Source organism: Pseudomonas frederiksbergensis (assembly GCF_001874645.1).
Classification (GTDB): domain Bacteria; phylum Pseudomonadota; class Gammaproteobacteria; order Pseudomonadales; family Pseudomonadaceae; genus Aquipseudomonas; species Aquipseudomonas frederiksbergensis_B.
This window is the reverse complement of record NZ_CP017886.1, coordinates 3980238-3999574: the sequence shown is the minus strand read 5'-3', so window position 1 is coordinate 3999574 and position 19337 is coordinate 3980238. Positions and strand designations below refer to the sequence as shown.

Below are 19337 nucleotides of genomic sequence, written 5' to 3'. Positions count from 1 at the left end.
ACGTTACTCGCCAGTTCATGAAAGGCGCTACGAATTGCGGGAAATGTCCTAGGACGGGGAGAAATACGGGACAGATAGCGTTTTATCCAAAGTCTGAAACTTTAGGTTACCGAGTCAAATTGACTGGGAAGCGAGCTGATCGACAATCTCCTGTCTCGAGACGAAGTCACACAGGGATTGTCATGACCAAGGACAAACAGAAAAAAGATCCTTTCAACGACATTTGGAGCCGGAAACGTCCGAACGGTGGTGCCTCGTGGGCCGCCTGGAATCCGCCCCCTGAGCCAGAGCGGGAATACATCCCCAAAGATGAATGGCCAATTCCCAAGGAGCGTTCAGACCCAGTCTTTGCCAAGTGCTGCACTCCTGAAAACTGGGGGAGTACTCACGCCGGTAGCAACACCATGCCCGCCTCAAACTTTGGTAAGGTCATGCTGGCTGGGTCAATGCTTGTCCCGTCGGCGGCACAAGCTGCCGGACTCGCTCTAGGCTTCGACGCGGTACTGGGGCGCATAGCCGGTGGCGGCATCCTGCAAAAGGGATTCACCTGGGCATTGCGCGGCAATCCTGCCGGCGTGTTTGTGCTGGGCATGCTCCCGACCAAAATGGGCGACGGCACACTCTATACCGACGATCAGCTACGCAGTATGACCCGAGCTCCGACCCGCGTGCGCTTTCAGTTCCGTCGCGATGTTGAGGGCGTGCTACAGATTTACGGCATCCATACCGGCCCCTCAGGGGATGACACCGTGCGTACGGTTCAGGCCAAGTGGAACGCCACCAGAACCGCGATAGAAGCAGAGTTAAACGGGGCCACCATTCTTTGGACACCTAGAGGACGATCAGGCATACCGCCCTTGGTCCACCCTGACGCCAGCCACAGCCAAGACCCTATTCTCGTACACCCGATCCCGGAAGGAACAGACTCCCAGATCGAGGGCTATCCGACAGGGGACGACATAGAGACCAAGGACTGCATTCTGGTTTTTCCGGCAGACTCTGGCCTGAGTTCGTTGTATCTGGTGTTCTCGCGGCCTCTAGGCGGCGATCACAGCTTCCACCCTGCGCCAAAAGGTCTGGCGGCCTTTCCTGACGCGGTCAAAGTCGATTTTAAAACGAGAGTACAGGGCGGCGGCGGGGCTCGTAGACGCTGGAAGGATGGAAAGGGGCGGATTTATGAGTGGGATAGCCAGCACGGAGCGGTTGAGATGTACGACAAACAGGGAAAGCATTTAGGTGAGTTTGACCCGGTTACCGGCGAGCAAACCAAACCCGCCAAACCCGGCCGGAACGTAGAAAAATAGGAGTATTTATGTATCTCTGTATCAGTGGATTCCTGCCTGACAGTGCTGAAGACGACTCCCTCCATTTTGAACTTGATCTGGATGGTTCCTTTAACGATGAAATCGTACAACTCCTAGGTCATAGAAATCTTAATGCGATGGCAGAAGGGGAGTGGCTGCTGGCGGATGAGCAAGCCGCGCAAATATCAAAAATCATCGGGCAATCGCTTCCAACCCATTTAAAGCTATTCATCGGTGTTGAAGCTTAGCGAACCAATAACCGCAGCGTCGGAGGGACCGTCCGATGCGCTTACGCCTCAGCGGTGACAACCCTGGATCAAACCCTGCTCCATGCCATCCGCAACGTGCCCCTCGGCGAAGTGTTGGCTAGTCATCACGGTGCGGTTGAAATGTACGATCCACAAGGGAAACACCTTGCAGAGTAAGACCTCGAAACCGGCAGGAATACAGGAACAGGTATCACCAGCAATACCCCGATTTGAAATCGGAGAAATGCGCAATAGTGCAGTTCTGCTCCGTAGAATTGCCCACGGATCTGATGCTTTTTCTTACCTGTAACACTTGCTATACATCACCCATCGACAAGCCCTCCGGGCATTAGTCCAGTGAGTGAACGCCCCGTGCCACACGCATCTAGACTTAATGGATAGTCGTAGGCAGAACCAAACACGTCGCTTTGGTGCAGATGATTCAAAGGCAGCGTGGCAAGCTGCCGTATATGCCCTGAACAGGTGCGGCAAAGACCGCACCGGGCCCAACAAGATGCCCGCTCAGGGTGCCTGGCCAACGGCCTGAAAATGCCACGATACCGTGACGTGGTGTGAGTGCCGCAGCCGACACTTTTCGGACAACCGACAACCGCCTGGTGTGTCCGTGACCGTGAGGAATGCTGTATGCCTGATGAGATGTTGCACCTGTCTATGGTCAACAGCCTGCTGGCGCGCCACAAGGGTTCGCCCGGCGCACTGTTGCCGATCCTTCATGAGATTCAGGAGGGCATCGGTTACATTCCCGATGCCGCCATCCCCGAGATTGCCCACGCCCTCAACCTGAGTCAGGCCGAGGTTCGCGGGGTGATCAGCTTCTACCATGACTTCCGCACCGCACCGCCAGCCCGGCATATCCTGCGTCTGTGCCGGGCCGAGTCCTGCCAGAGCCGCGGCGCCGAGCAGCTCGCCGCGCAGTTGCGCGAACGCCTGCAACTGGACGACCACGGCCGCAGCGCCGACGGCAACATCAGTCTGCGCCCGGTGTATTGCCTCGGCGCCTGCGCCTGCTCGCCCGCTCTGGAGCTGGATGGCCAGGTGCATGCGCGGCTCAGCGCCGAGCGCCTGAATGCCCTGCTCGACGCTTGCCAGGAGGACGCGTGATGCCGAGTCTCTATCTGCCCTGTGATTCGCTTGCCCGTGCCGTGGGTGCCGATGAGGTGGCCACAGCCCTGGCCACTCAGGCCCGGGAACGCAATCTGCCGCTGGACGTGCAACGCACCAGCTCTCGCGGCCTGTACTGGCTGGAACCGCTGCTGGAAATGGACAGCCCGCAAGGCCGTATCGGCTTCGGCCCGCTGACCGCTGCCGATGTGCCGTCCCTGCTCGAGGCGCTGCAAGGCGAGCCGTCTACCCATCCACTGGCCTTGGGCCTGGTGGAGCAATTGCCTTATCTGAAGACTCAACAACGCCTGCTGTTCGCCCGCGCCGGCATTACCCGGCCGCTGTCCCTGGAAGATTACCGGGCCCACGGCGGCTTCGAAGGCTTGACCCAGGCCATCGCCCTGGGCGGCGAGCAGACCGCGACCGCCGTATTCGATTCGGGCCTGCGTGGCCGTGGCGGCGCAGCCTTCCCGGCCGGGATCAAATGGCGCACGGTGCGTGGCACTCAGGCGGCGCAGAAATACATTGTGTGCAACGCCGACGAAGGCGACTCCGGCACTTTCGCCGATCGCATGTTGATGGAAGGCGACCCCTTCCTGCTGATCGAAGGCATGGCCATTGCCGGTCTCACTGTCGGAGCCAGCTACGGCTACATCTACGTGCGCTCGGAATATCCACAGGCCGTGGCAACCCTGCGTGAGGCGCTGAATATTGCCCGGTCCAACGGTTACCTCGGCGCCAATGTCGGCGGCAGCGGCCAGGCCTTCGATATGGAAGTGCGCGTCGGTGCCGGCGCTTACATCTGCGGTGAGGAAACCGCGCTGCTGGACTCTCTCGAAGGCAAGCGCGGGATCGTCCGCGCCAAGCCACCCATCCCCGCCTTACAGGGGCTGTTCGGCCTGCCGACCCTGGTGCACAACGTGCTGACCCTGGCCTCGGTGCCGCTGATTCTGGCCAAGGGCGCGCCGTTCTATCGCGATTACGGCATGGGCCGCTCCCTGGGCACCATGCCTTTCCAGCTGGCGGGCAATATTCGTCACGGCGGCCTGGTGGAACGGGCCTTTGGCCTGACCCTGCGGGAACTGGTGGAAGACTACGGCGGTGGTACCGCCAGTGGCCGACCGCTGAAGGCCGCCCAGGTGGGCGGCCCGCTCGGCGCCTGGGTGCCGCCAGGGCAATTCGACACGCCGCTGGATTACGAAGCGTTCGCTGCCATCGGCGCCATGCTCGGTCACGGTGGCGTGGTGGTGGCTGACGACAGCCTGGACATGGCCCGCATGGCGCGCTTCGCGATGCAGTTTTGCGCCGAGGAATCCTGTGGCAAATGCACTCCCTGCCGCATCGGCTCGACCCGAGGCGTGGAGGTGATCGACCGGCTGCTGGCCGCGCCTGACCAGAGCGGTCGCGATGAGCAGGTGATCATCCTCAAGGACCTGTGCGACACCCTGCAATACGGTTCGCTGTGTGCGTTGGGCGGTATGACCTCTTATCCGGTGGCGAGCGCCCTCAAGTACTTCCCCGCCGACTTCGGTCTACAAGCCTTGGAGGCCGACCAATGATCACGCTCTTCGACCCGAATACCGATATCGACCTCGGCACCCCCGCCCGCGACAGCCAGGTGCAGGTCACCCTGAACATCGACGGCCGCAGCATCAGCGTGCCCGAAGGGACCTCGGTGATGCGCGCCGCCGCGCTGCTGGGCACCACCATTCCCAAACTGTGTGCCACCGACAGCCTGGAAGCCTTCGGCTCCTGCCGCATGTGCCTGGTGGAGATCGACGGCATGCGCGGCTACCCGGCGTCCTGCACCACGCCGGTCAGCGAAGGCATGAGCGTGCACACCCAGACGCCGAAGCTCGCCACCCTGCGCCGCAACGTCATGGAACTGTACATTTCCGATCACCCGCTGGACTGCCTGACTTGCTCGGCCAACGGCAACTGCGAGCTGCAAACCGTCGCCGGCCAGGTCGGCCTGCGGGAGGTGCGTTACGGCTATGCAGGCGAGAACCATCTGGCCGACCTGAAGGACACTTCCAACCCCTACTTCGACTACGACCCGAGCAAGTGCATCGTCTGCAACCGCTGCGTGCGCGCCTGCGAAGAAACCCAGGGCACCTTTGCCCTGACCATTACCGGGCGCGGTTTCGAATCCCGGGTCGCGGCCGCCGGTGGCGAGAACTTCCTCGACTCGGAATGCGTGTCCTGCGGCGCCTGTGTGCAAGCCTGCCCCACCGCGACCCTGATGGAAAAAAGCGTGGTCGAACTGGGTCAGCCCGAACGCAGCGTGATCACCACCTGCGCCTATTGCGGCGTAGGCTGCTCGTTCCGCGCCGAGATGAAAGGCGACCAACTGGTGCGCATGGTTCCCGACAAGAACGGCCAGGCCAACCACGGCCACTCGTGCGTCAAAGGACGCTTTGCCTGGGGCTACGCCACCCACCCGGATCGCATCACCAAGCCGATGATCCGCAAGCACATCAACGACCCTTGGCAGGAAGTCAGCTGGGATGAAGCGGTGACCTACGCCGCCAGCGAGTTCCGCCGACTGCAGCAAACATACGGCCGCGACTCCATTGGTGGCATCACGTCCAGCCGCTGCACCAACGAAGAAACCTACCTGGTGCAAAAACTGGTGCGCGCCGCCTTCGGCAACAACAACGTCGACACCTGTGCGCGGGTCTGCCACTCGCCGACCGGCTATGGCCTGAAACAAACCCTGGGCGAGTCCGCCGGCACCCAGAGTTTCGACTCGGTGATGCAGGCCGACGTGATCCTGGTGATGGGCGCCAACCCCAGCGACGCCCACCCGGTGTTCGCCTCCCAGCTCAAACGCCGCCTGCGTGAAGGCGCGCGGCTGATCGTCATCGACCCTCGACGCATTGATCTGGTGGACTCGGTGCATGCCCGCGCCGAACTGCACCTGGCCCTGCGCCCGGGCACCAACGTCGCCATGCTCAACGCCTTGGCCCATGTCATCGTCACCGAAGGCCTGCTCAACCAGGCCTTTATCGACGCCCGTTGCGAGGGCAGCGATTTCGCCCGCTGGAGCGAGTTCGTCAGCCGCGCGGAAAACTCGCCGGAAGTCCTTGGCGACATCTGCGGCGTCGCCGCTGCCGACATCCGTGCCGCCGCCCGTCTGTATGCCACCGGCGGCAATGCGGCGATCTACTACGGTCTGGGCGTCACCGAGCACAGCCAGGGCAGCACCGCGGTCATGGGCATCGCCAACCTGGCCATGGCCACGGGCAACATCGGCCGCGAAGGCGTGGGCGTGAACCCGCTGCGCGGGCAGAACAACGTTCAGGGCTCCTGCGACATGGGCTCCTTCCCCCACGAACTGCCCGGCTACCGGCACATCTCCAACGAAGTGGTACGGGCGCAGTTCGAACAGGCCTGGCACGTCACCCTGCAACCCGACCCGGGCCTGCGCATCCCCAACATGTTCGAGGCCGCCTTGGGCGGCAGCTTTAAGGGCCTGTATTGCCAGGGCGAAGACATCGCCCAGAGCGACCCCAATACCCAGCACGTCACCGCAGCCCTGTCGGCCATGGAATGCGTGGTGGTGCAGGATATTTTCCTCAACGAAACCGCCAAGTTCGCCCACGTGTTCCTCCCGGGCAGCTCGTTCCTGGAAAAAGACGGCACCTTCACCAACGCCGAGCGGCGCATCTCCCGGGTGCGCAAAGTCATGGAACCGTTGGGTGGCAAGGCCGACTGGGAAGGCACAGTGGCCCTGGCCAACGCCTTGGGCTATCCGATGAACTACCAGCACCCGTCAGACATCATGGATGAAATCGCCAGCCTGACACCGACTTTCACCAACGTCAGCTACGCCGCGCTGGAACGCCACGGCAGCCTGCAATGGCCGTGCAACGCTGCGGCACCGGACGGCACGCCGACCATGCACATCGAGGAATTCGTGCGCGGCAAGGGGCGGTTCATGCTCACCGGCTACATACCCACCGAGGAAAAGGTCAACACTCGCTATCCCCTCCTGCTGACCACCGGGCGCATCCTCAGCCAGTACAACGTCGGCGCCCAGACCCGGCGTACTGAAAACGTCGCCTGGCACGGCGAAGACCGCCTGGAAATCCACCCGACCGACGCCGAGAGCCGTGGCATCAACGAAGGTGACTGGGTCGGCATCGGCAGCCGCGCCGGACAGACCGTACTGCGTGCGCGGATCACCGAACGGGTGGCCCCTGGCGTGGTGTACACCACCTTCCACTTCCCTGAATCGGGGGCCAACGTCATCACCACCGACAACTCCGACTGGGCCACCAACTGTCCGGAGTACAAGGTCACCGCCGTGGAAGTCAGCCGCGTCTACCACCCTTCCGAGTGGCAAAAGCGCTACCAGGCATTCAGCGACGAACAACAGCACCTGCTCGACGAACGCCGCCAGGCACGCGCCGCCGGAACAAAAGCCGAGGTACGCCGATGAGCACCGCCAACCTGATCAAAATGGCCAACCAGATCGCCCAGTACTTCGCCAGCGAACCGGACCCGCAACAGGCCGTGCTCGGCGTGCGCAATCATCTGCAGATGTTCTGGACGCCCGGCATGCGCAAGGAGTTGCTGGCCTGGCAGACCGCGCATCAGGGGGCAGATTTGCACCCGCTGGTGCAGGCGGCGGTCAGCGGGGCGGGCTGGGAGGCGTAGGTCTACACGATCCCTCTGGATTGCCCCTTGGCCGGTGAAGACAGGCCAAGGGGTGTTCCAGAGGTTCAATCAGCCCCCTCATTAATTTTCTCTAATGCTCCTGCACCGGCAACACCACCCGCGCCTCCAACCCTCCACTTGAGCGGTTGCGCACGGTCAGCGTGCCGCCATGTTCCAGAACGATCGCCCGCGCCGCCGACAACCCCAGCCCCACTCCCCCCGTGCTTTTATTCCGCGACCCTTCCAACCGAAAGAATGGCGCGAACACCTGTTCGTAACTATCAGCAGGAATCCCCGGCCCACGGTCAAGTACGCGAACCACCACCAGCTCCTCCTCCTGCCGCAGTTCAATCGACGGTTCGCTGGCGTATTTGATCGCGTTATCCAGCAAATTGGTGATAACCCGTTTCAGCCCCAGCGGGCGGCCGAAGTAGACCCGTCGGGGTGGGCCGGTGAAGGTGATGTCGATGGACTGGTCGCGGTAGTCGTCGATCAGGGTTTGCAGCAGTTCGGCGAGGTCGAATTGGGTTGCCTGTTCCAGGCGGGCGTCGTCGCGGAAGAATTCCAGGGCGGAGTTGATCATGGCCTGCATTTCGTCGACGTCGCGAAACAGCCGTTGTTGCTGTTCGGGGTCTTCGATGAATTCGCCACGCAGGCGCATGCGGGTCAGGGGGGTGCGCAGGTCGTGGGAGATGGCGGCGAGCATCTGTGTGCGGTCCTTGATGAAGTGCTGTAACTGGGCCTGCATGGCGTTGAACGCGAGGATCGCCTGACGGATTTCATGGGGGCCGACCGGTTCGATGGGCGGGGCGCGAAAGTCGACGCCAAAGCGCCGGGCGCCTTGGGCGAAGTGCTGCAAGGGTTTGGCCAGTCGGCGGGTGGCGATCAGCGCGACGACGCTGGTCGAGAGCAACACCAACAGGATCACGATCAGGGTTCGCGGCCCTTCCGCCAGCCCCCAGCTGCGTGAAGGCGCGCTGAACATCAGCCAGGACCCATCCGTCAGCTGCATCAGCAACGCGTAATGCCCGTTCTTCTGTGGCCAGTCGCCGGGTTGATAGGCTTCGACCCGGCGGGTCGGTGTGTTGAACAGACGCTGCGCTTCCGGTGAGGCGGTGCGGTACGCCGCGTCGGGAGTGTCCGGCAAGTCCAGGCCCTCACGGCTGGCATGCCAGCTCACGCTGAAGGCGCTATCGCTGGCGGCCTCGGCCAGGCGTTCGCGCTGCGACGTTTGCGAGGCTTCGATTACCCGGGTGATTGAAGCGGTTTTTTCCAGAAGGCCGGTTTCAGCCAGCGGTGGATACGCCCAGACACCGGCCAGCTGGATAAACAATGCGTTGAAGGCCAGCGATGTGAGCATCGCGATGAGGGTGGTCAGGGCGATCCAGCGCGCCACCGTGTCCCGCGGGCGCAGACGCAGGCGCAAAGCTGCCATGAGCCTTTTCACTGGCGGGTCACGCTGGGGGTGAACAGATACCCGCCGTTGCGCACGGTACGAATCATCTCGGGGCGCTTGGTGTCGTATTCCAGCTTGCGCCGCAAGCGGCTGACCTGAACGTCGATGCTGCGATCGAACGCCTCATGCGTGCGACCCCGCGCCAGGTCCAGCAGCAACTCCCGAGTGAGGATGCGCTGCGGATGCTCGACAAACACCAGCAGCAAGTCGAACTCGCCAGCCGACAGCGGGATCATCACCTGATCCGGTGAGCGCAGCTCTCGACGAGTGAGGTCCAGTTGCCAGTCGGCGAATTTGATCAGCGGGCGCGGCGCTTCCCCGGTCTGCGGTCGGCTTTCCCCGGCCCGGCGCAATACCGCGCGCACGCGGGCCAGCAGTTCCCGCGCGTCGAACGGTTTGCTCAGGTAATCATCGGCGCCCATCTCCAGCCCGACCACCCGATCACTCAACTCGCCCATGGCGGTCAACATGATCACCGGTGTCGGGTAGTGCTGGCGCAGGCGCTGGCACAGCGTCAGTCCGTTCTCGCCCGGCAGCATCAGGTCGAGAATGATCAGGTCCGGCGCCTGACGTTCCATGGCCGCCCACAACGAGACGCCATCGGTGGCAACCTCCACCGCGTAGCCTTGTTGCACAAAAAACTTCTTCAGCAGCGCGAGGACCTCAAGGTCGTCGTCCACGATCAAAAGACTGCTCACCAGCGGCATCACTTATGGTCTGAAAGATCCCACATCTAAAACCATTCGGCGCGGCTCGTCATATATTTCACGCCAGTAACAAAGCGACAGCGCGGTAAAAAAGCGGACATCTTTGCGCAAGGCTCGAATGCCAGCATCAGGCTCCTTTTTCCGAAGACTGTTTGCTCATGCCCTCGCCCATGCGTTCCACCGCTCTGGCCCGCCACGCCGCACTGCTGTTGAGCCTGACTTACCTCGCCGGATGCACCAACCGCACGCCGGACGAAAGCACCGTCACCTGCGCGAAAGTCAGCTACCCGTTGTACGACCCGGCCGAGCGAGTCAACCGTGGGATCTTCGCCTTCAACCAGACGGTCGACGAGTACGCCCTGGCCCCCGTCGCCCGCGGCTATCGGTACACACCTGAGTTTTTTCAAAAGGGTGTGCACAACTTCACGAGCAACTTCGGCGAACCCAAGGTGTTTATCAACGACCTGCTGCAGGGCAACCCGCAACGCTCGGTCAATACCCTGGGGCGTTTCACGGTCAACACCACGGTCGGTCTGCTCGGCCTGATCGATGTCTCCGGCCCGCTGGGCATTCCCCGCCACACCGCCGACTTCGGCCAGACCTTCGGCGTGTGGGGCATCGGCAACGGCCCAATCGTTGAAATGCCGCTGCTGGGCACCGCCAACAGCCGCGACGCCACCGGGCGGGTGCTCGACCTGGCCTTCAACCCCTTTGGCAACAACAGCGACACCGTCCGCACCCTCACCACCGTCAACCTGGTCGGCAGCGTCATTGATAAGCGCGCGACCTTGCTGCCGCTCACCGACAGCCTGAAACCAATGCCCGATTACTACAGCGCCCTGCGCGATGTCGCCGCCGAGCATCGCGCCAACTTCGTGCTGGAAGGCAAACAAGGCGCCACCGAACCGCAAAAGTCCCGCTGCCAGGAAGCCCCGACCGATGACCTCTGAACGCCAGTCCCTGATCCTGCAACAACGTGTGGTGAAACACGCCAACGCCAACCTGCACTGCCGCGAAGTCAGCCTGCGGCTGTCGAGTGACCAACGCGAGATGATCCTCACCCGCTACATCGAGCACTACAGCCCCGACGGCCTGCAATGGGTCGAACGTAGCCACCGCGTGCCGGTGACCGACCTGCTGCGCTGGGTGATTGAACAGGGCGAGGCGCAGACCCTGGTGCAAGGGGGTGACGCTTTGGAAGTCTTGCCGATTGATCGTTCCCACGTAGAGCGAGAGAACGATCAAGACAGTATCCTGAACGCACATTGATCGGGCTGGACGCTCACTAAGGAGACGTATGCTTTCAAGGAACAGAATGGTCCCCGAACTGATGGTCGGTGACATCAGGAAAAGCCTGGATTTCTGGAGCACATTAGTTGGATTCAGGGTCGCGTATGACCGCCCGGAAGAGGGATTTGCCTACCTCGACTTCGACGGTGTGCAAGTCATGCTGGAGCAGTACGACCCGCTCGACGGGCAATGGGTGACCGGCCCCCTGGAAGCGCCGTTTGGGCGCGGCATCAATTTTCAGATGACGGTCGACAAGGTCGAACCGATTCTCCAACGACTGACAGCCGTCGGATGGCCGCTGTTTCGCCCGTTTGCCGATGCCTGGTATCGATCCGGCACGGTAGAGGTCGGTCAGCGTGAGCTGCTGGTGCAGGATCCTGACGGTTATCTGCTACGGTTGGTTGAGAGCCTGGGCGAACGTGCGCCCTCGAACAAAACCAGCGCCACGCTTTCAGGATAAGCAGCTACAGTCGAAATGGAACCCTCCGACAGCAGCCCCAAGCGCCCAAGCAAGCATGATGCTCAAAAGGTCACCAACCGTTCATGTTCGAACACATAGACCTCAACCACCTCCTCGCGACCTACGGCTATTGGGCGGTTTTCCTTGGCTGTGTCATGGAAGGCGAAACCATCCTGATATTGGGCGGCATGGCGGCGCATCAGCATTTGCTGAAGCTCTGGCCGGTGATCGCCTGGGCCAGCGCTGGCGGAATGTTGGGGGATCAGTTGCTGTTCTGGAGCGGTCGTTATTTCGGCGCACGACTCTTGCCTCGTCTCAAACGCCAGCAAGCGCAAATCAAGCGTGTCACCGGACTGATCGAGCGTTACCCGTCGACGTCGGTTTTTTCGGTGCGATTTCTGTACGGCATGCGGTTGGTGGGCCCCATGGTGATTGGTGCCAGTGGCCTGTCGCCGTTGCGTTTCTCACTGTTGAACATGTTCGGCGCAATGGTCTGGGCCACGCTGTTTGTCACCGGTGGTTATTGGGCTGGCGAAGCACTTGAGCGATTGTTCGGCAACCTCAAGCCTTACCGGCTACCGATTGCGCTGGGCGTTGTGGTGGTCGTTGCGGTTGTGGCGATGGTTCTGCATCTGAGGAACAAGCGTAAGTTGCGGCAGTAAGCCAGGCTGTTTTTACTCGGATCAAACCTACACTTTTCAAGGAAACGTCTTGAAGACGGCAACGTTGTAGCGAGCGTTTAATCGAGGCTGCTTTTGGACCACTTCCGCTCACAAAGACCACTCGTAGGTATCACCTTGCCAATACGTACTCATTTCTGTACGGTTTTCGCATCAAGCGAGGACAATACGATGCAAACCATTAATTACACCAATGCCCGGGCACACCTTTCCGAGACTATGGATCGAGTCAATGAAGACCGCGCCCCTCTGTTGGTAACCCGGCAAAAAGGGGAACCGGTGGTGATGATTTCCCTTGCCGAATACAACGCCCTCGAAGAAACCGCCTACTTGCTCCGTACTCCGGCCAACGCCGAGCGTCTGATCAAGTCGATCAACAGCCTGCGTGCGGGGAAAACCAAGCCAAGGCTGCTCATTGAAGAATGAACATTCTGTTCACCCCCGAAGGCTGGGACGACTACCTCTGGTTTCAGCAGAACGATAAAGCCGGGCTCAAACGGATCAACCTGCTGATCAAGGCAACCCTGCGGGATCCGTTCGCAGGCCCTGGAAAGCCAGAGCCACTCAAACATAACCTTAGCGGTTTTTGGTCCCGCAGGATCACTGCTGAGCATCGTCTGGTCTACACAGTAGAAGGTGAAAAACTACAGATCGTGATGTGCAGATACCACTACTGAGCACCGGCCACCATCACGTTCGCCACCGCACCGTAGGAGCCTGGCTTACCGGCGATGGCACCCGTGAGACTGCCATCGCGGGCAAACGGAACACCTCCCGGCCGCTCCTACGAGAATGGGGCAAGCGAGATCGATCAGCCCTCTGCCCCTCTCACCGCCCGCACTACCCCCCGCACAATCATCTCCACCTCGCGCTCATCAAGGGTCAGCGGTGGCAGCAAACGGATGGTCTTGCCCCGTGTCACGTTGATCAGCAGCCCGTGATCCCGCGCAGCGATCAGGGTCAGGTCACGAATGGGCTGGGCCAGTTCGATGCCGATCATCAAGCCTTGGCCACGGATCGCCAGCACTTGCGGTTCGCCATCCAGTTCGGCGTGCAAGCGTGCGAGCAAACGTTCGCCCTGACGCTTGGCGTTTTCCAGCAAGCCTTGCTCTTCGATGATGTCCAATACAGTGCAGCCCACCCGACACGCCAGCGGGTTTCCGCCAAACGTGCTGCCGTGGCTGCCCGGCGTGAACAGTTCGGCGGCTTTGCCGCGAGCCAGGCAGGCGCCAATGGGGACTCCGTTGCCCAAGCCTTTGGCCAGGGTCATGACGTCCGGCACGATGCCTTCGTGTTGAAAGGCAAACCATTGCCCGGTGCGACCGATACCGGTCTGGATTTCGTCGAGCATCAGCAGCCAGTTGCGCCGATTACACAGTTCGCGCAAGGCTTTCAGGTAGCCGGGTGGCGCGAGCTGTACGCCGCTTTCGCCCTGAATCGGCTCCATCAAAACCGCCACGATGCGCTGGCCGTAAGCCTGGTGAGCCTTATCCAGCGCGGCGAGATCACCGAACGGGACTTTGATGAAGTCCCCCGGTAAGCCCTGAAAACCTAAACGGACTGCTGGGCCATCGCTGGCAGACAAGGTGCCAAGGGTCCGGCCATGAAAGGCGTTTTCCATGACCACCACCAACGGCTGCTCGACACCTTTGTGCCAACCGTACAGCCGGGCCAGTTTCAGCGCGGTTTCATTGGCTTCGGCGCCGGAGTTGTTGAAGAACACCCGGTCGAGCCCCGACAACTGCGTCAGCTTGTGCGCCAGCCGTTGCTGCCAGTCGATGCTGTAGAGGTTGGAGGTGTGCAGCAACAGGCCTGCCTGTTCGCTGATGGCGCTGACCACCCGCGGGTGCGAGTGACCGACATTGGTCACCGCCACACCGGCCACCGCATCCAGGTACTCACGACCGGCCTGATCCCACAGGCGTGTGCCGAGCCCTTTGGTAAAGCTCAAGGCCAGGGGTTGATAAGTGGTCATCAGGCAGGCGGCGGTCATGACATCAAGCTCCATCATCAGTCGGTGTTTTTGCAGTATCGTTAGCCACCCAAACTGGATAAACACCTTAATACTTCAATCATTTTAAAGCTGAGCTTGATAATGGACTTACTGCTGGCGATGTCGGTTTACGTGAAAGTGGTCGAGGCTGGCAGCATGACCGCCGCCGCCCTGGAGTGCGAAATGTCGACCACCATGGTCGGCAATCACCTGCGAGCACTGGAGCAACGCCTGGGTGTCAGCTTGCTTCACCGTACGACACGGCGTCAGCGCTTGACCGAATTTGGCTCGACCTACTATCAGCGCTGTCTTGAGGTGCTGGGGCTGGTGGCCGACTCCGAGCGGCTGGCCGAACAAACCCAGGGCGACCCCAGCGGTACGCTGCGCATTACTGCCCCGCTGACCTTCGGCACAGAACGCCTGGCGCCGGCCTTAAGCGAATTCGTGCTGCGCTGCCCGCAGGTCAAGCTGGACGTGGTGTTGACCAATCAACGCCTTGATCTGCTGGACAACGGCTTTGATGTTGCGATTCGCCTGGGTAACAGCGAACCGTCCAACCTGATCGCCCGGCCACTGGAGGACTACACGCTGACAATGTGTGCATCGCCGGCGTATCTGGCACGCCGTGGCACACCGCAAAAGCCGGGGGACCTGGCCGATCATGACTGCCTGGCCTTTGCCTACCCGGCGGGCGATGAATGGCGCTCGGTGGAAAAACAGTGGCGCCTGAGCGGCCCTGACGGGGAAATCGTCGTGGCGGTGAGCGGCCCGATGCTGATCAATAGCTCATCGGGTCTGCACCAGGCGGCGCGCACCGGAATGGGGGTGGTGATGCTGCCGGATGCACTGGTGGATCAAGACCTTAGGGAAGGGAAACTGGTGGCCCTGATGCAGGACTATCAACTGCCCCGACGCCCGATGAATCTGATCTATGCGCAGGATCGATACCGTTTGCCGAAGCTGCGCAGTTTTGTCGAATTTACGTTGCAGATGTGGGGTAAACAGAACTAACCGCGCACGCCATTATTACTACGAAAGAGGCTTCTATCCCTTGATTCCCGGCGCTACAGTGTCAACGTGCCATGAGTTAGTCTCGACGACTGGCCGGCCACTTGAAGATCAGGGCAGCAGGGAGAGCGGTGATGGTTGAGTCGTCCAATATCGAGCCGTTGAAGGTCAGCCTGACTGATCTGAATGAAGACATGCTGCACGCGATTCTGGCACTGGTCAGCGACGGGATCTGGGACTGGAACGCCAACACCGGGTTTGTCTACCGCAATCGCGGTTGGTACGAAATGCGCGGCTACGAACCTCATGCACTTGAGAACAACGTGCTGGCCTGGGAGCGTGCGATTCATCCTGACGATTACCTGCGGGTAATGATGCATTTCGATGACCACCTGCATCAGCGCTCGCCCCATTACCAAGCCGAGTACCGTTGCCGCAAGCAGGATGGCAGCTACATCTGGATCGAGGATCGCGGTCATGTGATCGCACGTAACGCCAATGGCTCAGTGGCGCGGATGATCGGGGCGAACCGCAGCATTGAAGACAAGAAGCGTCTGCTCGAGCAACTCGAACGGCGCAATCATTCCCTCGAAGCGATGGTCGAGGAACGGACCCGCGAGTTGTCTCTGCTCAATCAGCAGTTACAGGCTCAGTTGGACGAGAACCGCACACTGGCAGAAAGCGACACCCTGACCGGGATCGCCAACCGCTATCTCCTGGAAAAAGCCCTGCCACTGGAGTGCGAGCGCTCCCAGCGTTTTCGTCAGCCGCTGTCGCTGATCGCCATGGACATCGATGACTTCAAATGCATCAACGACCATTACGGTCATGCCTTGGGCGACGCAGCGTTGGTGCATGTGGTCGAAAGCGTCAAACGCTGCGTACGCGAAGGCGACTTGCTGGCCCGCTGGGGCGGCGATGAGTTCATCGTGATCCTGCCCAACAGCACCGTTGCCGCCGCACGCGCCCTCGCCGAAAACATCCGCCTTGAGCTGTCGGGCCTGCCACCGGTGGGCGACTTCCAGGTCACGATGAGCTTTGGCGTGGCGCAACGCTTTGAGGACGAGCAACAAACCGGCCTGCTGGCTCGGGCGGATCAGGCGTTGTATCGCTCGAAGATCATCGGCAAGAACATGATTTCCGGTTGATGAGCCTGGGTTTTGAAACCTCTACCATCGCCATGGAGCATGCGCGTAACCAATAGAACGGTAGGTTCTCCTGCAGTTTGAACACCACGGACAGTCAACTCAAAAAGGACGATCACAAAAGACTATGGACACCCCACTGAGTTATCGCCGGGCGACAGTCGCTGACCTCCTGAGCATTTGTGGACTGGGACAACAGCTCAATAGCCTGCACCATCGCGAACGGCCGGATATTTATGCGCCTGAAACGCAAGACTTCAATCGGGACCAAACCCATTGGCTTCCTTATTTGGACGGTGAAAACCAGGCAACCTTCCTCGCCGAGCAGGCGGGTGTTGCCATCGGTTTTATCACGCTCCAGGTAACGCTACTCAACAGCCCACTGTTGCAGCCGCAACGAGTTTCCCGTGTCGGCTCGGTTTGCGTCGATGATGCATTTCGCGGACGAGGTATTGGTCGAAAGCTGATGGAAATGGCTCAAGACTGGGCCATCGAACAGGACGCCAGTGACTTGCGTTTGACCGTATGGGCGTTCAACAAACCCGCATTACGCCTTTACGAAGAACTGGGTTATGAGGTTCGCGCTTTCGAAATGGGCAAACGTCTGGAAAACGGGGTGGCCTGACTAGCCCCCCGTTTCTGTCTAAAGTCCCGCCTTCACCAACACCGGTTTCTCCTGATACCGCTCCGGGTACAGCTGTTTGAGCTGCGCCACTTTCGGCAGATCATTGATCACGATGTAGGGATACGTCGGATGCTCCGTCAGGAAGTTCTGATGGTAGGCCTCTGCCGGGTAGAAGCCGTTGTAGGTTTCCAGCTTGGTCACGATCGGTTTGTTGAAGGAATGCGCTGCATCCAGCTGTGTGATGTAGGCCTGGGCGACTTTTTGTTGCTCGGCACTTTCTACAAAGATCGCTGAACGATACTGGGTTCCGGTGTCCGGGCCCTGGCGATTGAGCTCGGTGGGGTTGTGAGCCACCGAGAAGTAGATTTGCAGCAAGGTGCCATAGCTCACCTGAGCAGGATCGAAAGTGACTTCGACGGATTCGGCGTGGCCCGTATCACCGTCGCTGACGCGCTCGTATTGCGCAGTGTTCGCTGCGCCTCCGGCGTAACCGGAAACAGCATTCTTGACGCCTTTGACATGTTGAAATACGCCTTGAACGCCCCAGAAGCAGCCACCGGCGAACACCACCGTCTCGCTGTTGGCCTTGGGCGTTTCGTCGAGGGCTGGCGGTGCGATGGCCACTGCGTCTTCGGCAACCCCGAATGAAAAGGCCATGCATTGACCTGCGACTACAGCGACAGCCAACCCCAGTAGGGTCTGGCGCCAAGGGAGAAGGGCTTTCATGGTGACGACTCCTGCATAAGTAAATTCAAAGATCGCAGCCTTCGGCAGCTCCTACGGGACCGCAAGCTCATCAACCGAAGGTAAACGCATACGCCGACACGCCCGGGTCAAGGAACTCGATGCTGAAGGTCCGATCTGCCACGTCGCCGGGTTGGCGCACCAACTGGTAGAGACGTTGTTCGCTGACGTTGCCGCTGCCGTCCGGTGCGACGTCAGTGCCGTGAGCATCGCCAGGGGCTTTGCCATCAATCATGACTTTGAAGCGCACCGCTTTGCCGTCGGCGCCGGGGCCCAGTACCAGGTGCAGGTCACGGGCATGGAAGCGGTAAACGATGCGACTGGCCGGGGCCGCCGATGTGGCGCGCTCCGAACCGACATTCCATTGACCGTCCAGCGTCCAGTCATTCAGCCCCAACGTCGCAGGCGCGCTGTACGCGGCAACCTTGTCGGGCGCGAGGCTCGCCTCAGGCACGAAATGTTCTGAGCGCTGGTAGCCGACGTAGGTTTCCGGCGAACGCACTTCGTTCATGTCCGGCGCCCGTTGCACACCTTGAGCGCTGGCGTCGATCAGGCCATCAGCGACTTTCGCCGCACCGGCTTCGCGCAACAGCTGCTGGATCACCCGTTCTGATTCGACGTAGTCGCCCTCACCAAAATGGTGGTAACGAATGCGTCCCTGAGCGTCGGCAAAATAGTGAGCCGGCCAGTATTCGTTGTTGAAAGCACGCCAGATCTTGTAGTCGTTATCGATAGCCACCGGGTAGTTGATACCCAGATCCTTCATGGCTTTGGTCACGTTGCCCACATCCCGTTCGAAGGCGAACTCCGGCGCATGCACGCCGATCACCACCAGGCCCTGGTCACGATACTTCTCGGCCCAGGCTTTGACATACGGCAGGGTGCGCAAGCAGTTGATGCAGGAGTAGGTCCAGAAATCCACCAACACCACTTTGCCCTTCAACGCTTGAGCGCTGAGCGGCGGCGAATTGAGCCACTGCACGGCGCCCTCCAGCGGTGGCAGGTTGCCTTCGACGGGCAGCGTCGCGGGACCGTTGGCGGCCATTTTCATCGCACCACCGGCAGCCATCATGCCGGAGCCGGACTGATCGTCCGCGGACGGCGGGATCTGCGCCATCATCGCCCCGCTGTTGGCCGGTGATTTACCCGCCAATCGACCAACCAACGCTTGTTCAAGCCCACCGGTGGACGCGGTCGACACCCGCGCCAGAATCCCGGTGTCCAGCCCCAAGGCGATGGCGGCCACACCCGCCAGCATCGCCGCACCAAGACCACGGCGCAGCCATTCACCGGCACCGATCGAGCGTTTCATTGCCGCGAAGACTTTACCGCCCAGCAACAAGGCGACCGCGAGGGAAGTGGCGGCGCCCAGTGCATAAGCCAGCAACAGCAAGGTGGTGCCGATGCTGGCCCCTTGCAGCGCCGCGCCGGTCAGCACCAGCCCGAGAATCGGCCCGGCGCACGGTGCCCAAAGCAGGCCCGTGGCGACGCCGATCAGAAACGAAGCACCGGGACGTGGCCGGGCATCGGCGCCCGCCACTTCCGACAGCCGACTGCCGGCGGCCACCAGTGGTCGAGTCAGCCGTTCGGCGAGTTGCGGCAGCAGCAGCGTCAGCCCGAACAGTGCTACGAACAGCAACGCGAGCCAGCGACCATACTGATTGAGTTGCACCACCCAACCGCCGCCCACCGCCGCCAATGAGGCGACGAGCGCGAAGGTCAGCGCCATCCCCGCCAACAGCGGCAAGCCACTCTTGATAAACGGCTGCCCGGTGCGAGCGAAGACAAAGGGCAGTACTGGCAGAATGCACGGGCTGACAATCGTCAGCACACCACCGAGATAAGCGAGGACCAGAAGCCACATAACGAGGACCTGTATGAAGTGAAGGAAAA

The 19337-nt window shown here is 60.9% G+C and carries 20 protein-coding genes; 15 read left to right on the top strand and 5 right to left on the bottom strand.

Features of this window, described 5'->3' with window-relative positions; translation table 11 throughout:
- Positions 1-182: 182 nt before the first annotated feature.
- The 6 genes from BLL42_RS19210 to BLL42_RS19185 all read left to right on the top strand — a co-directional run bounded on the left by BLL42_RS19210 (position 183) and on the right by BLL42_RS19185 (position 7336).
- Entirely contained in the window at positions 183-1304 is a 1122-nt protein-coding gene (locus tag BLL42_RS19210; protein ID WP_071553489.1) for a colicin E3/pyocin S6 family cytotoxin, read from the top strand.
- 8 nt (positions 1305-1312) lie between these two features.
- Positions 1313-1552, top strand: coding sequence for a pyocin S6 family toxin immunity protein (locus BLL42_RS19205; protein WP_071553488.1), 240 nt, complete (start codon positions 1313-1315; stop codon positions 1550-1552).
- A 645-nt stretch (positions 1553-2197) separates the two neighbouring features.
- Positions 2198-2674, top strand: a complete 477-nt coding sequence (locus BLL42_RS19200; protein WP_071553487.1) for a formate dehydrogenase subunit gamma — start codon at positions 2198-2200, stop codon at positions 2672-2674.
- Positions 2674-4233: a formate dehydrogenase beta subunit gene (locus BLL42_RS19195; RefSeq protein ID WP_071553486.1), complete on the top strand. Its 1560-nt coding sequence runs from the start codon at positions 2674-2676 to the stop codon at positions 4231-4233. The genes BLL42_RS19200 and BLL42_RS19195 overlap by 1 nt, the downstream gene beginning before the upstream one ends.
- The gene (fdhF, locus tag BLL42_RS19190; RefSeq protein ID WP_071553485.1) at positions 4230-7118 is read left to right on the top strand and encodes a formate dehydrogenase subunit alpha; all 2889 of its coding nucleotides are present in this window, start codon (positions 4230-4232) and stop codon (positions 7116-7118) included. The genes BLL42_RS19195 and fdhF overlap by 4 nt, the downstream gene beginning before the upstream one ends.
- Positions 7115-7336, top strand: a complete 222-nt coding sequence (locus BLL42_RS19185) for a formate dehydrogenase subunit delta (RefSeq protein ID WP_071553484.1) — start codon at positions 7115-7117, stop codon at positions 7334-7336. The genes fdhF and BLL42_RS19185 overlap by 4 nt, the downstream gene beginning before the upstream one ends.
- Positions 7337-7427: 91 nt before the next feature.
- On the opposite strand, the gene BLL42_RS19180 is transcribed toward BLL42_RS19185, so the two are convergent.
- Positions 7428-8771 (bottom strand): sensor histidine kinase, encoded by a 1344-nt coding sequence (locus tag BLL42_RS19180; protein ID WP_071553483.1) that lies wholly within the window; start codon positions 8769-8771, stop codon positions 7428-7430.
- Positions 8772-8779: 8 nt separating this feature from the next.
- Positions 8780-9490: a response regulator gene (locus tag BLL42_RS19175; protein WP_071555797.1), complete on the bottom strand. Its 711-nt coding sequence runs from the start codon at positions 9488-9490 to the stop codon at positions 8780-8782.
- 167 nt (positions 9491-9657) lie between these two features.
- Here BLL42_RS19175 and BLL42_RS19170 point away from each other — a divergent pair, with 167 nt between their 5' ends.
- The 6 genes from BLL42_RS19170 to BLL42_RS19145 all read left to right on the top strand — a co-directional run bounded on the left by BLL42_RS19170 (position 9658) and on the right by BLL42_RS19145 (position 12606).
- The gene (locus tag BLL42_RS19170; protein ID WP_071553482.1) at positions 9658-10449 is read left to right on the top strand and encodes an MlaA family lipoprotein; all 792 of its coding nucleotides are present in this window, start codon (positions 9658-9660) and stop codon (positions 10447-10449) included.
- Complete coding sequence (locus tag BLL42_RS19165) at positions 10439-10768, top strand: hypothetical protein (RefSeq protein ID WP_071553481.1); 330 nt, start codon at positions 10439-10441, stop codon at positions 10766-10768. The genes BLL42_RS19170 and BLL42_RS19165 overlap by 11 nt, the downstream gene beginning before the upstream one ends.
- A gap of 28 nt (positions 10769-10796) precedes the next feature.
- Positions 10797-11249, top strand: coding sequence for a bleomycin resistance protein (locus BLL42_RS19160; protein WP_071553480.1), 453 nt, complete (start codon positions 10797-10799; stop codon positions 11247-11249).
- An 83-nt stretch (positions 11250-11332) separates the two neighbouring features.
- Positions 11333-11911: a DedA family protein gene (locus BLL42_RS19155; protein WP_071553479.1), complete on the top strand. Its 579-nt coding sequence runs from the start codon at positions 11333-11335 to the stop codon at positions 11909-11911.
- A 189-nt stretch (positions 11912-12100) separates the two neighbouring features.
- Entirely contained in the window at positions 12101-12355 is a 255-nt protein-coding gene (locus tag BLL42_RS19150; protein WP_071553478.1) for a type II toxin-antitoxin system prevent-host-death family antitoxin, read from the top strand.
- On the top strand, positions 12352-12606 hold the full coding sequence (locus BLL42_RS19145) for a Txe/YoeB family addiction module toxin (protein ID WP_071553477.1): 255 nt from the start codon (positions 12352-12354) through the stop codon (positions 12604-12606). Before BLL42_RS19150 ends, BLL42_RS19145 begins: the two co-directional genes overlap by 4 nt.
- A 134-nt stretch (positions 12607-12740) precedes the next feature.
- Here BLL42_RS19145 and BLL42_RS19140 read toward each other — a convergent pair whose 3' ends face one another.
- The gene (locus tag BLL42_RS19140) at positions 12741-13922 is read right to left on the bottom strand and encodes an aspartate aminotransferase family protein (RefSeq protein WP_071553476.1); all 1182 of its coding nucleotides are present in this window, start codon (positions 13920-13922) and stop codon (positions 12741-12743) included.
- Positions 13923-14024: 102 nt separating this feature from the next.
- On the opposite strand from BLL42_RS19140, the gene BLL42_RS19135 reads away from it, so the two are divergent.
- The 3 genes from BLL42_RS19135 (at position 14025) to BLL42_RS19125 (ending at position 16700) form a co-directional block, all read left to right on the top strand.
- A complete protein-coding gene (locus BLL42_RS19135; RefSeq protein WP_071553475.1) occupies positions 14025-14933 on the top strand; it encodes a LysR family transcriptional regulator in 909 nt (302 codons plus the stop codon).
- Positions 14934-15064: 131 nt separating this feature from the next.
- A complete protein-coding gene (locus BLL42_RS19130; RefSeq protein ID WP_071553474.1) occupies positions 15065-16078 on the top strand; it encodes a GGDEF domain-containing protein in 1014 nt (337 codons plus the stop codon).
- A gap of 124 nt (positions 16079-16202) precedes the next feature.
- Positions 16203-16700, top strand: a complete 498-nt coding sequence (locus BLL42_RS19125; RefSeq protein WP_071553473.1) for a GNAT family N-acetyltransferase — start codon at positions 16203-16205, stop codon at positions 16698-16700.
- Between the two features lie 18 nt (positions 16701-16718).
- Here the strand turns inward: BLL42_RS19125 and msrA are convergent, their stop codons facing one another.
- Both msrA and BLL42_RS19115 read right to left on the bottom strand, forming a co-directional pair.
- Positions 16719-17426, bottom strand: coding sequence for a peptide-methionine (S)-S-oxide reductase MsrA (msrA, locus tag BLL42_RS19120; RefSeq protein ID WP_071553472.1), 708 nt, complete (start codon positions 17424-17426; stop codon positions 16719-16721).
- 70 nt (positions 17427-17496) lie between these two features.
- Positions 17497-19308, bottom strand: coding sequence for a cytochrome c biogenesis protein DipZ (locus tag BLL42_RS19115; RefSeq protein WP_071553471.1), 1812 nt, complete (start codon positions 19306-19308; stop codon positions 17497-17499).
- Positions 19309-19337 lie beyond the last annotated feature (29 nt).

What these genes read in the sequence shown, in the direction of transcription:
- BLL42_RS19210 (WP_071553489.1), top strand. Translation starts at nt 183, where the DNA reads ATGACCAAGGACAAACAGAAAAAAGATCCTTTCAACGACATTTGGAGC.
- BLL42_RS19205 (WP_071553488.1), top strand. Translation starts at nt 1,313, where the DNA reads ATGTATCTCTGTATCAGTGGATTCCTGCCTGACAGTGCTGAAGACGAC.
- BLL42_RS19200 (WP_071553487.1), top strand. Translation starts at nt 2,198, where the DNA reads ATGCCTGATGAGATGTTGCACCTGTCTATGGTCAACAGCCTGCTGGCG.
- BLL42_RS19195 (WP_071553486.1), top strand. Translation starts at nt 2,674, where the DNA reads ATGCCGAGTCTCTATCTGCCCTGTGATTCGCTTGCCCGTGCCGTGGGT.
- fdhF (WP_071553485.1), top strand. Translation starts at nt 4,230, where the DNA reads ATGATCACGCTCTTCGACCCGAATACCGATATCGACCTCGGCACCCCC.
- BLL42_RS19185 (WP_071553484.1), top strand. Translation starts at nt 7,115, where the DNA reads ATGAGCACCGCCAACCTGATCAAAATGGCCAACCAGATCGCCCAGTAC.
- BLL42_RS19180 (WP_071553483.1), bottom strand. Translation starts at nt 8,771, where the DNA reads ATGGCAGCTTTGCGCCTGCGTCTGCGCCCGCGGGACACGGTGGCGCGC.
- BLL42_RS19170 (WP_071553482.1), top strand. Translation starts at nt 9,658, where the DNA reads ATGCCCTCGCCCATGCGTTCCACCGCTCTGGCCCGCCACGCCGCACTG.
- BLL42_RS19165 (WP_071553481.1), top strand. Translation starts at nt 10,439, where the DNA reads ATGACCTCTGAACGCCAGTCCCTGATCCTGCAACAACGTGTGGTGAAA.
- BLL42_RS19160 (WP_071553480.1), top strand. Translation starts at nt 10,797, where the DNA reads ATGCTTTCAAGGAACAGAATGGTCCCCGAACTGATGGTCGGTGACATC.
- BLL42_RS19155 (WP_071553479.1), top strand. Translation starts at nt 11,333, where the DNA reads ATGTTCGAACACATAGACCTCAACCACCTCCTCGCGACCTACGGCTAT.
- BLL42_RS19150 (WP_071553478.1), top strand. Translation starts at nt 12,101, where the DNA reads ATGCAAACCATTAATTACACCAATGCCCGGGCACACCTTTCCGAGACT.
- BLL42_RS19145 (WP_071553477.1), top strand. Translation starts at nt 12,352, where the DNA reads ATGAACATTCTGTTCACCCCCGAAGGCTGGGACGACTACCTCTGGTTT.
- BLL42_RS19140 (WP_071553476.1), bottom strand. Translation starts at nt 13,922, where the DNA reads ATGACCGCCGCCTGCCTGATGACCACTTATCAACCCCTGGCCTTGAGC.
- BLL42_RS19135 (WP_071553475.1), top strand. Translation starts at nt 14,025, where the DNA reads ATGGACTTACTGCTGGCGATGTCGGTTTACGTGAAAGTGGTCGAGGCT.
- BLL42_RS19130 (WP_071553474.1), top strand. Translation starts at nt 15,065, where the DNA reads ATGGTTGAGTCGTCCAATATCGAGCCGTTGAAGGTCAGCCTGACTGAT.
- BLL42_RS19125 (WP_071553473.1), top strand. Translation starts at nt 16,203, where the DNA reads ATGGACACCCCACTGAGTTATCGCCGGGCGACAGTCGCTGACCTCCTG.
- msrA (WP_071553472.1), bottom strand. Translation starts at nt 17,426, where the DNA reads ATGAAAGCCCTTCTCCCTTGGCGCCAGACCCTACTGGGGTTGGCTGTC.
- BLL42_RS19115 (WP_071553471.1), bottom strand. Translation starts at nt 19,308, where the DNA reads ATGTGGCTTCTGGTCCTCGCTTATCTCGGTGGTGTGCTGACGATTGTC.